This window comes from Sodalis sp. RH22 (assembly GCF_047324165.1).
Lineage (GTDB): Bacteria > Pseudomonadota > Gammaproteobacteria > Enterobacterales > Enterobacteriaceae > Acerihabitans.
Window position 1 is genome coordinate 4,554,209 of sequence record NZ_CP178731.1, and the last position, 12,402, is coordinate 4,566,610.

A 12,402-nucleotide genomic window follows, 5' to 3' on the forward strand; every position below is an offset into this window, starting at 1 on the left:
GTGAGATTTCCTAACCAGCGACTGGCCAATATGTTCGACGCATTACAGGCGGAATCGCTGCCGCAGGAAGAGCTGGCCAGACGTTTTTCGGTATCGACCCGCACCGTGCGGGCCGATATCCAGGCGCTGAACGCCATCCTGTCCGGCCATGGCGCGCAGTTTGTTCTCAACCGCGGCAGCGGCTATCAGTTGAAAATCGACGACGAGCCGCTTTTTGCCTCGCTCTCCCGGCAGACGCCGCGCCAAAATCGCACGCCTCATTCCAGCGCCGAGCGTATCCCGGCGCTGATGGTACGCTTTTTAAGCTCGGCCTATGCCTTTAAGATGGAGGATGTGGCCGACGAATGGTATGTCAGCCGCGGCACGCTGCAAAGCGATATGGGCGAAGTGCGCGAACGGCTGTCGCGCTACGATCTGACCATCGAGACCAAACCCCGCCACGGCATGAAGCTGTTCGGCAAGGAAGCGTCCATCCGGGTGTGCCTGACCGATCTGATGTATTCCCTGTCGCTGGACGAGCATGACAGCTATCTGCTGGCCAGCGGCGAGCTGCCGTTCGATATTCTGCCGCGGCTGAAGCCGGCCTGGCACCAAAGCCTGGTGGCCAGCGGCATCAAGCTTACCGATGAGGGCGAACAATATCTGGCCCTGTACAGCGCGGTGGCGGTCAAACGCATCCGGCAAGGCTACCCCCTGCCGGATTTCCCGATGGAGGAGGTGGACGAGGGGATTAAAACGGCGTCCGCGCAGCTGGTGCGCCTGATCGAACCGTTAACCGGCAAGGGCTTTTCGGCGGCGGAGGAAAATTACCTGCGCATCCATATTGCCGCGCGGCGGATACAGGACATCAATCCCTCGTCCATTAACGCCGACGACGACGAAACGCTGGTGGACTATATCCTCAGCTATATCAACAGCCACTATAACTATAACCTGCAAAACGACAGCCAGCTGCGCGCCGACCTGCTGACCCATATCAAGACCATGATCACCCGGGTGCGCTATCAAATCACCATTCCCAATCCGCTGCTGGCCAACATCAAGCAGCACTATCCCATGGCCTATGACGTGACGCTGGCGGCGGTAACCAGCTGGGGCAAATATACCCCGTATGTCATCAGTGAAAACGAGATAGGCTATCTGGTCCTGCATATCGGCGTCGGCCTGGAACGGCACTACAATATCGGCTACCAGCGCCATCCGCAGGCGCTGCTGGTCTGCGACAGCGGCAACTCGACGGTGCGCATGATCCAGGCGATGCTCAAGCGCAAATATCCGCAGATTGCCGTGACGCAGGTGATTTCATTACGGGAATATGACAAGCTGCCGGCGCTGGAGGAGGATTTTGTCATTTCCACCGTCAGGATCGGTGAAAAAAACAAACCGGTGATGGTGCTGGCGCCGTTCCCCAGCGACTATCAGCTCGAACAGCTGGGCAAACTGGTGCTGGTGGATCGCACCCGCCCTTATATGCTGGAAAAGTTCTTTTCTGAACAGCATTTTATGATTGTCGACCGGCCGCTGACCCAGCAGGCGCTGTTTAAGCAGGTATGCGGCCAGCTGAAGCGGGAAGGGGTTGTGGATAAGGATTTCTATCCCTCGGTGGTGGAGCGCGAGGCTATCGTCAGTACCCTGTTGGGCGACGGCATTGCGCTGCCGCATTCCCTGGGGCTGCTGGCCAGGCAGACGGTGATTTACACCATTCTGGCGCCGCAGGGCATAGCCTGGGGCGATAATGAAACCGCCTACGTGATTTTCCTGCTGGCGATCAATAAGACCGATTATGAAGAGGCGATGGCGATCTATGAGCTGTTCGTGACCTTCGTGCGCGAGCGCTCCATGCCCAGGCTGCGCGACAGCCTCGATTTCGCCGGCTTCAAGGCGGTGGCCATCGATAGCCTGAGCCGCGCATGATCAGTCTTCGTCGAAACCGGCGTTAAACAGCTCGATCACCGCCGCCAGCGCCTGTATCTCATCCGGGCCGGTGGCCTCCACCTCGATCACCCGGCCTTTGGCCGAGTCCAGCATCAGCAGGGCGATAACGCTGCTGGCTTCCGCTTCGGTGCCGCTATCGTTGCGCAGCAACACCTCCGCGTCAAAGCTTTGCACCAGATCGAATAGCTTCATTGCCGGCCGGGCGTGCATGCCCAGGCGGTTCTTGATTTCCACCGTTTGTTTAACCGTCATGGTTTGCGCTTTTCCAGGGTGCGGTGCCGGGACTGGACGTTTTTACCGCGTGAACGGAAATAGTCCGCTAGCTGCTCGGCCACGTAGACCGAGCGGTGTTTGCCGCCGGTGCAGCCAATGGCCACGGTCAGGTAGCTGCGGTTATTGGTTTCCAGCATCGGCAACCATAACTCCAGGTAACTGCGGGTTTGATAGATAAAATTATGCACTTCGGTATGGCGGTCGAGAAAGGCCGCCACCGGCTTATCCAGCCCGGTCATCGGCCGCAGTTTGGGATCCCAGTGCGGGTTGGGCAGGAAACGCACGTCGAAAACATAATCGGCGTCGATGGGCAGGCCGTGCTTATAGCCGAAAGACTCGAACACGATGGTCAGCTCGCGCTCGCGTTTGCCCAGCAGCCGGGCACGCAGCATTTCCGCCAGCTCATGCACCGACATTTCCGTGGTATCGATAATCAGATCCGCGCGGGAGCGCAGCGGTTCCAGCAGTTCATTCTCTTCATCAATGGCGCTTTCCAGCGACAGGTTCTTGCTGGATAACGGATGCAGGCGCCGGGTATCGCTATACCGCCTGATGAGGGTGCTGCGATCGGCGTCGAGGAACAACAGCTGCGGCGAAAAGCTTTGCGGCAGGTTGTCCATGGCGTGCTCGAAAATCTCCGGCGTCTCGGGCATATTGCGCACATCAATGCTCACCGCGGCGGAGATATTCCGATCGGCCAGCGTATTGGCCAATTGCGGCAGCAGCACCACCGGCAGGTTATCGACGCAATAAAACCCCATATCTTCCAGCGCGCGCAGCGCGACTGATTTCCCTGAACCGGATCGACCGCTGACAATCATCAGCACCATGACGACTCCCCTCTGGTATTTTTATTGACCCATTGGTCACGCTTGCCGTAATCGCGCCAATGACTCCCCGCTGGTCGGTACAGCGCCGGGCAGGCAATCCGACCCGGCGCGTTAAGACCCGGCTTCCGTTTCCGTCATTATGGCATACAGCTCTTCATCGCTTTGCGCGGCGCGCAGGCGACGGCAGACCGTTTTATCGGCCAGGCGCTTGGCCACCAGGGCCAGGGTGTGCAAATGGGTTTTACACTGCTCGGCCGGCACCAATAGCGCAAACAGCAAATCCACCGGTTGGTTATCTATCGCATCAAAGGCAATGGGCTGCTCCAGGCGGATAAACACACCGACCGCGCGCAGGGTGTCTTCTTCCAGCTTGCCGTGCGGGATGGCGATACCGTTGCCGATACCGGTACTGCCCATGCGTTCACGGGTCAATACGGCCTCGAACACCACCTGCGGCGCCAGGTTGAGCTGCTTGGCCGCCAGCTCGCTGATAATTTCCAGCGCGCGCTTTTTGCTCTGGCAGTGGATGGAGCCGCGGGTGCACTCAAGGCTTAACACCGTGTTTATTTGCAAAGCTGTATCGTTAGTCATTTCATTTCACTTAAGGCGCTTGTTTCACCTTTAAGACTCATCGGCCCGTTATCGTACGGATAACGAGCCGATGTGAGGTTAGGTAGCGATAATGGCTACAGTGAATTCAGTACTGTTTCAGTTTCTCTTTATGTTTGTTCAACTGGCGCGTCAGCTTGTCGATCAGCAAATCGACGGCGGCATACATATCGTCCGCCTCTGACGTCGCGTGCAGCTCACCGCCGTTGACATGGATCGTCGCTTCGGCAATCTGCTGGACTTTTTCGATCTTCAGAACAATATATACCTGATTGATCCGGTCGAAGTATTGTTCCAGCTTGGAAAATTTCGTCGTCACGAAATCGCGCAAAGCATCGGTGATTTCAACGCGCTGTCCGGTAATATTCAGCTGCATAGTGTCTTCCTTCTCTGTAGAGGTCAAACCATTTGCTTACGCTGGTTTGACGGCGGGATGGACAAAGACTCTCGGTATTTTGCCACGGTTCGCCGCGCCACCATAATGCCCTGATCGGAAAGCAGGGTGGTCAGCTTGCTATCGCTTAGCGGCTTCGCCGGGTTTTCCGCGGCAATTAATTTTCTCACCAGCGCACGAATGGCCGTAGAAGACGCTTCGCCTCCCCCCTCGGTATTGACGTGGCTGGAGAAAAAATATTTCAGTTCAAAAATGCCGCGCGGGCTGTGCAGATATTTTTGCGTCGTGACGCGGGATATCGTCGATTCGTGCATCTCCACCGCCTGGGCGATATCCGCCAGCACCATGGGCCGCATATACTCCTCTCCCTGATCGAAAAACGCCTGTTGCTGCTCCACGATGCAGCGGGTCACTTTTAACAGCGTGTCATTACGACTTTCCAGGCTTTTGATCAACCAGCGCGCTTCCTGCAAATGGCTGCGGATAAATTGTCCGTCCGAGTCATTGCGGGTGGTATTGCCGAGCGCGGCGTATTGCTGGTTGATTTTAAGATTGGGAATGCTGTCGGTATTGAGCTCCACCGTCCAGCGATTATGCACCTTGCGCACCAGGACGTCCGGGATGACATATTGCGATTCGGTGGTATTGATTGACTGGCCGGGCCGGGGATCGAGGGATTGGATCAGCGCCATGGCGGATTTCAGCACGTCTTCCTTTAGGCGGGTGGATCGCAGCAGGCTGCGGAAATCATGGCTGGCCAGCAGATCGAGATAGTCGCTGACGATAAGCCTGGCTTCGTTCAGGTAAGGGAAATCCTTCGACAGCTGCGATAGCTGGATCAGCAGGCAATCCCGCAGATCCCGCGCCGCCACGCCCACCGGATCAAAGCGCTGCACGCGTTTTAATACCGCTTCCACTTCGTCCATGGTGACGCTGTCGTCGCCGATGCACTCCAGGATATCTTCCAGCGGCACCGTCAGGTAACCGGTTTCATCCACCGCGTCGACAATGGAGGTGGCAATGGCGATATCGGTATCGGAAAACGGCGTCAGCTCCACCTGCCACATCAGATAATCCTGCAGGGTCTGGATGGTCTCGCCCTGGTAAATCGGCAGTTCTTCGTCGCGGTAGTCGGTGCCGGTGCCCGAAGGCGTGCCCGCCGAGTACATTTCGTCCCAGGTGGCGTCCAGCGGCAGTTCTTCCGGCATGTCCTTCTGCTCCATCGCCTCGCGGGTATCAAGCGATTCGCTGTCGGGTACGTCGTGTGAGTCTATTTCTTCATGGACATCGGTTTGCTCAAGTAAGGGGTTGCTTTCCAGCGCGGTTTGAATCTCCTGCTGAAGTTCAAGCGTAGACAGTTGCAGCAGGCGTATTGCTTGCTGTAACTGCGGAGTCATGGCGAGTTGCTGACTAAACCTGAGTTGCAAACCTTGCTTCATATAATGCGTCAATTAACCTCTTGGGGCTTTCACTTCAGGACACCTTATCAGAGGCGGAACTCTTCGCCCAGATAAACACGCTTCACCTGCTCGTCCTGAAGGATTTCGGCGGGTGTGCCATGGGCGATAAGATGTCCCTGGCTTACGATATAGGCGCGCTCGCAGACGTCCAATGTTTCGCGTACGTTATGATCGGTAATCAGCACGCCCAGGCCGCTATCGCGCAGATGTTCAATGATTTTCTTGATATCAATGACGGAAATCGGGTCGACGCCGGCAAAAGGCTCGTCAAGCAGGATGAATTTGGGGTTGGCCGCCAGGGCGCGGGCAATTTCCACCCGCCGCCGTTCGCCGCCGGATAATGATTGCCCCAGGTTATCGCGCAGATGGGCGATATGGAATTCTTCCATCAGCGCATTGGCGCGGTCGTCGCGCTGCGAAGCGCTGAGATCGTTTCTGATCTGCAATACCGCCATCAGGTTATCAAACACGCTCAGGCGGCGGAAAATCGACGCTTCCTGCGGCAGGTAGCCGATGCCGCGCCGGGCGCGGGTATGCAACGGCAGCAGGCTGATATCGTCGTCATCGATAATAATGCGCCCGGCGTCGCGCTGGATGATGCCGACCACCATGTAGAACGTGGTGGTCTTGCCGGCCCCGTTCGGCCCCAGCAACCCGACGATTTCCCCTGAGCTGACCTTGAGGCTGACGTCTTCCACCACATGTCGGCCCTTGTAGGCTTTAGCCAGGTTTTCTGCGATTAATGTTGCCATGGGTTCAATTACTCTTATTTATTGCCGGATTTGGGCGCCTTGGGCGCTGAGGACGCTTTGGGTGCCGCGCCCGCCGGGTTCTTATCCTGCAGCTGGGACGGCACCAATACGGTGGTGACCCGTTTGCCCTTGTCGCTGAAGGCTTCCATTTGCTGTTGTTTCACCAGGTAGGTGATGCGATCGCCCTTGACGTTGCTGTCGAGCTGTTCGAGATAAGCGTCGCCGGTCAGCACCACAAAATCGTTGGCCAGCTCATAGCGGACCTTTTGCGCATGGCCCTTCACCGGCTTGCCGTTGTCCTGCATCTGGTAAAACGTCACCGGATTGCCGTAACCCTCGACCACTTCCTTGCCCTGTTCGCCGTTGGGGCGGGTGATGACCACTTTATCCGCCCGGATGTCGATGGAGCCTTGTTTGACCACCACCGTACCGGTAAGGGTGACGACATTGGTTTGCATATCGACGGCCTGCTGCTCGGAATCAATATTGATCGGCTGGTCGGTATCGCCGGTCAGCGCCAGGGCATTGGCGCTCGCCAGCAGCAGCGCGCCGGCCGCAAAAACGTAACAGATGTTATTTTGGATTTTGGATTTCATAAGAGGTCTTAACCTTTTCAATCAGCTCGGCAGTCTTGTTCCGCAGGTTTCCGCGCATTTTCATGCCTTTAGAGTTAAATCCGATGCCATATAGGGTCACCTCGTCATCGGAGGAAACATCCTGCGTAACAAGATTCACCACCGCACTATCGGTTCTGATACGCTGCAGTTGCGAGGTTTCGGTCAGACTGTCAACCTGAACATGGCCGTATAAATAAAGCATTTTATCATTGGTCAGCTTGGCCCGATCGGACCGGACTGTCCAGGTGGCGACTTTATTCTCATCGTACATCGTCGCCACCGGCTGGGTAAACCAGCTAATCTGCTCGACGGCGAAGTGCTCGACGTGCTCGGAGATCAAGCGATAATTCATGGCGCCCAACGGATTGTATACCAGGGTAATGGTATGTTCGCTCTGGTAGGTGGGTTCGCCGGCATCGGGCGCCGCCGCGTTCTGGCTGCCGTCGTTATCGGTCAGGTTCAGGCCGATTAACACCAGGACCACCAATACCAGCAGTAGGGTGACCCACCATCTTGTTTTACTCATACCGACTGCCCTTTGGCATCATCAAGCTTTCCTTGCGCCAGCAGAATTAAATCGCAGATTTCGCGAACCGCGCCGCGACCGCCGGCGATATGCGTCACATAATCGGCCAGCGGCAGCAACAAAGGATGCGCGTCCGCCACGGCGACGCTTAATCCCACCCGCGACATCACCGGCCAATCAATAAGATCATCGCCGATATACGCGGCCTGATCCGCTGTTAAAGATAGTTTAACCAATAGATCCTCAAAGGCCAAAAGCTTATCCGACCGGCCTTGGTAGAGATGGGAGATCCCCAGGGTACGCGCGCGATCTTCCACCAGTTGGGCGGACCGGCCGGTAATAATAGCGACCTCGATGCCGGATGTCAGTAAGCATCGGATGCCGTAGCCGTCGCGGACGTTAAACGCCTTGAGCTCCTCGCCCTGGTTGCCTTGGTAGATAAAGCCGTCCGACAGGACGCCGTCCACGTCGCACACCAGCAGCCGGATATCCCGGGCGCATTGCAGTATCCGCTGGTCGACCGGGCCGTAACAGGTCTCGATAAGGGTGGTCTCTTGCATGGCGGGTTTCCTTGTTAAATAACGCCGGCTCGCAGCATATCATGCATATGCACCACGCCCATAAGCCGGTTCTGGTCGGCCACCAGCACCGAGGTGATATGGCGCGACTGCATCAGGTTAAGGGCGTCGACCGCCAGGGTATTGGGCGTCACCCGGATACCGCCGGCGGTCATCAGGTCGGCGATGCGCGCCTGGTTTAAATCCACGCCCATATCGAACACCCGGCGCAAGTCGCCGTCGGTAAAAATGCCGGCGATATTCAGCTTATCGTCGCATATCACCGTCATGCCGAGATTTTTACGCGTGATTTCCAGCAGGGCGTCGCGTAATGACGCATCCCGCGGCGTCACCGGGATTTCTTCGCCGCTGTGCATGATATCGGTCACCCGCAGCAATAGTTTACGGCCCAGCGCGCCGCCGGGGTGGGACAGGGCGAAGTCTTCGGGGGTAAAGCCGCGGGCCTGCAGCAGCGCCACCGCCAGCGCGTCGCCCATCACCAGGGCGGCGGTGGTGCTGGTGGTGGGAGCCAGGCCCAGCGGGCACGCTTCCAGGGGCACGTGGACGCAGATATGGATATCCGCCGCCTTGCCCATGGCGCTGGCCGGATTGCCGGTCATGCAGATAAGCGGGATCTGCAGGCGCTTGAGCACCGGAATCAGCGCCAGGATTTCATTGGATTCGCCTGAGTTGGACAAGGCGATGACGATGTCCTGGGCCGATACCATGCCCAGATCGCCATGGCTGGCCTCGCCGGGATGGACAAAAAAGGAGGGCGTGCCGGTGCTGGCGAAGGTCGCCGCCATCTTGCGGCCGATATGGCCGGATTTGCCCATCCCCATCACCACGACTTTGCCGCTGCAATAAAATATTTTTTCGCACGCGCGGCGAAAATCGTCGTTGATATATTGATCAAGCTGCGCCAGGCCTTCACGCTCGGCGGCGAGGACCTGTTTACCTGCTGCCGGGAAATCAAAATCCGGCGCTAACGACAAATGTGACATAACGTATCCTGATGCGCCCGGCAGCGTCCGCGGGCTAAATAAACAACACCGTAACATAGGCGGCAAAACCACATAATAACAGAGCGCCCATGCCAGAGTTGATCCTACGGCGCTTTCCCAGGCAAAAGGCGGTTAATATAATGCTTGCCGCCAGCATAACCCAATAATCGCGGGTAAACGCCAGCGGATTGAACCGGCCGGGCGAAAGCAGGGCCGGCACGCCCAGCACCAGCAGGCTATTGACGATATTGGAACCGATGAGATTGCCCAGTGCAATATCGTTTTCCCCTTTCAGGGCGCCGGCGATAACGGTTGCCAGTTCGGGCAGGCTGGTGCCGAAGGCCACCACCGTCAGGCCGATAACCAACTCGCTTACCCCCAGATGCCGGGCCACCACGCCCGCGTTATCAATCACCATATGCGCCGATATGGGCATGATGATAAAGGCCAGCGCCAGCCACAGCACCGCCACGGTTGTGCCGCTATCCGGCGTGTCCTGCGGCAGCTCAGCCAGCCGTTCGCGGGTCAGGCTGTCGTTGCCGGCGCTCTGCGCCCGGCGGGTCAGGGCGATCATGGCGGCAATATACCCTATCGCCGCCAGCAACAGTATTATACCATCCAGGCGGCCCAGGGCGCGATCCGCCAGCGCCAGGCCGCACAGCGCGGTGGCGAGCAGCAGCAGCGGCAGCTCGCGCCGCACGATGTCCGAATGGAAGGCCATGGGGCGGATCAGCGCCGCGCCGCCGACGATCAATAAACTATTGATCACATTGGAACCAAGGATATTGCCCACGGTCATATCGAGTTGGTGATTCAGCGCGGCGGTCACCGCGATCAGCAGTTCGGGCAGGGACGTGCCCAATGCGACGATGGTGCAGCCCACCAGCCAGGGCGCCATACCCAGCGACCGGCCGATCACGGCAGCACTGTAAACCAATCTATCCGCGCCATAAACCAGTAGAATAAGACCAATAACTAATAATGACGTGGCAAAAAACATATGAAGTCCTTGATGTGAAAGAATCCTGGGCCGCCGTCGCCACCGCCGCTTCCCGGGCGGAAGGGTAAGGATGCCGGCAACCGGCGCGCGTCTTAATTTTGACTGCCCGCGGGCCAAAAGTAAAACATCGGCTATTGATCCTATCTTACCGCCGCCAGGGTAATTTTATGTAAAAGTTCGATGAATCGGTCCTATTGCTTTAATATCTAGGGCAATGGGCTTTAAGTGGGCAAGATATGGGCAGTAATGACATGAACCAGACGGAGCATTTGGTCGATATCCGCGGATTGAGCTTCCGGCGCGGCAATCGGCCGATATTCGACAACATCACCCTGCAGGTGCCGCGGGGAAAGATCACCGCGATCATGGGGCCGTCGGGTATCGGTAAAACCACCCTGTTACGCCTGATTGGCGGCCAGCTGCCGCCCGACAGCGGCGAAATTTGGTTTGACGGCGACAATATTCCCTCCTTATCGCGCGGGCGGCTATACGAGGTGCGCAAAAAAATCAGCATGCTGTTCCAGTCCGGCGCCCTGTTTACCGATATCAACGTGTTTGAAAACGTGGCGTTCCCCCTGCGGCAGCACACGCGGCTGCCGGAAGAAGTGCTGCGCACCACCGTGATGATGAAACTCGAGGCGGTGGGGCTGCGCGGGGCCGCGTCGCTGATGCCTTCCGAACTCTCGGGCGGCATGGCCAGGCGCGCCGCGCTGGCCCGCGCCATCGCCCTCGACCCGGAACTGATTATGTTTGACGAGCCTTTCGTCGGGCAGGACCCCATTACCATGGGCGTGCTGGTCAAACTTATTGATGAATTGAACCACGCGCTGGGCGTCACCTGCATCGTGGTCTCCCATGACGTGCCGGAAGTATTGAGCATCGCCGATTACGCTTACATCGTGGCCGAGCAGCATGTTATCGCGGAAGGAACGCCGGCCGAGCTGCGCGCCAACCAGGATCCGCGGGTGCGGCAGTTCCTGGACGGCATCGCCGATGGTCCGGTGCCGTTTAATTTTCCCGCCAGAGATTATAAAACACAGCTTTTAGGTTCAGGGAGTTGACCGAGCCATGCTACTACAACAAGCATTAGCGTCCTTTGGACGCCGGGGCATCAGCGTCTGCCATACTTTCGGGCGGTCGGGCCTGATGTTATTTAACGCGCTGGTGGGCAAACCCGCCTTCCGGCAGCAGTGGCCGCTGTTGATAAAGCAGCTCTACAGCGTCGGGGTACAATCGTTAATCATTATTATTGTGTCGGGGTTGTTTATCGGCATGGTGCTGGGGCTGCAGGGCTATATTATCCTGACCACCTACAGCGCCGAGGCCAGCCTGGGCATGATGGTGGCGTTGTCGCTGCTGCGCGAGCTGGGCCCGGTGGTGACCGCGCTGCTGTTCGCCGGGCGCGCCGGGTCGGCGCTGACCGCCGAAATCGGGTTGATGAAGGCCACCGAGCAGTTGTCCAGCCTGGAGATGATGGCGGTCGATCCGCTGCGGCGCATCGTGGCGCCCCGTTTTTGGGCCGGCGTCATCAGCATGCCGCTGCTGACGGCCATTTTTGTCGCGGTGGGCATTTGGGGCGGCGGCATAGTGGGGGTGGACTGGAAGGGGATCGACAACGGTTATTTCTGGTCCGCCATGCAAGGCGCGGTGGATTGGCACCAGGATTTGGTGAATTGCCTGATCAAGAGCGTGGTTTTCGCCATTACGGTCACCTGGATCGCGCTGTTTAACGGTTATGATGCGATCCCGACGTCGGAGGGGATTAGCCGCGCGACCACCAGAACGGTCGTCCATGCGTCCCTGGCGGTGTTGGGACTGGATTTTGTGCTGACAGCACTGATGTTTGGGAAGTGAGTTAATGCAAACGAAAAAGAGTGAAATCTGGGTCGGCGTTTTTATGATCATCGCCCTGTGCGCCGTTATTTTCCTGTGCCTGAAAGTGGCGGATATCCGCTCGATGGGCAGCGTGTCCACCTACCGTATTTCGGCCACTTTCGATAATATCGGCGGGCTGAAGGTGCGTTCGCCGGTCAAAGTGGGCGGCGTGGTGGTAGGCCGGGTGGCGGAGATTACCCTCGACCCGAAAACCTATGCGCCCAGGGTATCGATGGACATCGAGGACACCTACAATCATATCCCCGATACCAGCTCCCTGGCGATCCGCACCTCGGGCCTGCTGGGCGAACAATACCTGGCGCTGAACATCGGCTTCGAGGACCCGGATATGGGAACGTCTATCCTTAAGGATGGCGGTATTATTCAGGATACCAAATCAGCCTTGGTGCTGGAGGACCTGATCGGCCAGTTCCTGTACAAAAGCGGCGACAAACCCGCGCCTGTTTCCGGCGACAACGGGCCCGCCCCGACCAGCGGCGCGGCCCACGCACCTGCATCCGCCGACGGCAACGCCCCCGCGGCGGCGGCAAAATAAGAGGATAATGTTTT

15 protein-coding genes are annotated in these 12,402 nt (G+C 57.9%); 4 read left to right on the plus strand and 11 right to left on the minus strand.

Features of this window, described 5'->3' with window-relative positions:
• Positions 1–1,914 carry a BglG family transcription antiterminator gene (locus tag ACL2XN_RS20680; protein WP_413731008.1) on the plus strand — a complete coding sequence of 638 codons (1,914 nt, stop codon included), beginning with the start codon at positions 1–3 and terminating at the stop codon, positions 1,912–1,914.
• Here the strand turns inward: ACL2XN_RS20680 and npr are convergent, their stop codons facing one another.
• The 11 genes from npr to ACL2XN_RS20735 form a co-directional block, all read right to left on the minus strand.
• Positions 1,915–2,187 carry a PTS phosphocarrier protein NPr gene (gene npr / locus ACL2XN_RS20685; protein ID WP_410013351.1) on the minus strand — a complete coding sequence of 91 codons (273 nt, stop codon included), beginning with the start codon at positions 2,185–2,187 and terminating at the stop codon, positions 1,915–1,917. It abuts the gene before it with no gap.
• Positions 2,184–3,038: an RNase adapter RapZ gene (rapZ, locus tag ACL2XN_RS20690; protein ID WP_410013352.1), complete on the minus strand. Its 855-nt coding sequence runs from the start codon at positions 3,036–3,038 to the stop codon at positions 2,184–2,186. Before rapZ ends, npr begins: the two co-directional genes overlap by 4 nt.
• Before the next feature lie 111 nt (positions 3,039–3,149).
• On the minus strand, positions 3,150–3,629 hold the full coding sequence (gene ptsN, locus ACL2XN_RS20695) for a PTS IIA-like nitrogen regulatory protein PtsN (RefSeq protein WP_410013353.1): 480 nt from the start codon (positions 3,627–3,629) through the stop codon (positions 3,150–3,152).
• A 106-nt stretch (positions 3,630–3,735) separates the two neighbouring features.
• Positions 3,736–4,023 (minus strand): ribosome hibernation promoting factor, encoded by a 288-nt coding sequence (gene hpf / locus ACL2XN_RS20700; protein WP_162366255.1) that lies wholly within the window; start codon positions 4,021–4,023, stop codon positions 3,736–3,738.
• A gap of 23 nt (positions 4,024–4,046) precedes the next feature.
• Complete coding sequence (gene rpoN / locus ACL2XN_RS20705) at positions 4,047–5,480, minus strand: RNA polymerase factor sigma-54 (protein WP_410013354.1); 1,434 nt, start codon at positions 5,478–5,480, stop codon at positions 4,047–4,049.
• Between the two features lie 47 nt (positions 5,481–5,527).
• Positions 5,528–6,253 carry an LPS export ABC transporter ATP-binding protein gene (lptB, locus tag ACL2XN_RS20710; RefSeq protein ID WP_410013355.1) on the minus strand — a complete coding sequence of 242 codons (726 nt, stop codon included), beginning with the start codon at positions 6,251–6,253 and terminating at the stop codon, positions 5,528–5,530.
• 14 nt (positions 6,254–6,267) lie between these two features.
• The gene (gene lptA / locus ACL2XN_RS20715) at positions 6,268–6,849 is read right to left on the minus strand and encodes a lipopolysaccharide ABC transporter substrate-binding protein LptA (RefSeq protein ID WP_413729362.1); all 582 of its coding nucleotides are present in this window, start codon (positions 6,847–6,849) and stop codon (positions 6,268–6,270) included.
• The gene (lptC, locus tag ACL2XN_RS20720) at positions 6,827–7,396 is read right to left on the minus strand and encodes an LPS export ABC transporter periplasmic protein LptC (protein ID WP_413729364.1); all 570 of its coding nucleotides are present in this window, start codon (positions 7,394–7,396) and stop codon (positions 6,827–6,829) included. The genes lptA and lptC overlap by 23 nt, the downstream gene beginning before the upstream one ends.
• Entirely contained in the window at positions 7,393–7,956 is a 564-nt protein-coding gene (gene kdsC / locus ACL2XN_RS20725; protein WP_410013358.1) for a 3-deoxy-manno-octulosonate-8-phosphatase KdsC, read from the minus strand. Before kdsC ends, lptC begins: the two co-directional genes overlap by 4 nt.
• A 14-nt stretch (positions 7,957–7,970) precedes the next feature.
• Positions 7,971–8,957 carry an arabinose-5-phosphate isomerase KdsD gene (gene kdsD, locus ACL2XN_RS20730; protein WP_410013359.1) on the minus strand — a complete coding sequence of 329 codons (987 nt, stop codon included), beginning with the start codon at positions 8,955–8,957 and terminating at the stop codon, positions 7,971–7,973.
• A gap of 34 nt (positions 8,958–8,991) precedes the next feature.
• The gene (locus ACL2XN_RS20735; protein WP_410013360.1) at positions 8,992–9,957 is read right to left on the minus strand and encodes a calcium/sodium antiporter; all 966 of its coding nucleotides are present in this window, start codon (positions 9,955–9,957) and stop codon (positions 8,992–8,994) included.
• Positions 9,958–10,208: 251 nt separating this feature from the next.
• Here ACL2XN_RS20735 and mlaF point away from each other — a divergent pair, with 251 nt between their 5' ends.
• The 3 genes from mlaF to mlaD are packed head-to-tail and all read left to right on the plus strand — an operon-like array spanning position 10,209 to position 12,388.
• The gene (gene mlaF / locus ACL2XN_RS20740; RefSeq protein ID WP_413731009.1) at positions 10,209–11,018 is read left to right on the plus strand and encodes a phospholipid ABC transporter ATP-binding protein MlaF; all 810 of its coding nucleotides are present in this window, start codon (positions 10,209–10,211) and stop codon (positions 11,016–11,018) included.
• 7 nt (positions 11,019–11,025) lie between these two features.
• The gene (mlaE, locus tag ACL2XN_RS20745) at positions 11,026–11,811 is read left to right on the plus strand and encodes a lipid asymmetry maintenance ABC transporter permease subunit MlaE (RefSeq protein ID WP_413729366.1); all 786 of its coding nucleotides are present in this window, start codon (positions 11,026–11,028) and stop codon (positions 11,809–11,811) included.
• Between the two features lie 4 nt (positions 11,812–11,815).
• Entirely contained in the window at positions 11,816–12,388 is a 573-nt protein-coding gene (mlaD, locus tag ACL2XN_RS20750) for an outer membrane lipid asymmetry maintenance protein MlaD (protein ID WP_410013362.1), read from the plus strand.
• Positions 12,389–12,402: the final 14 nt, after the last annotated feature.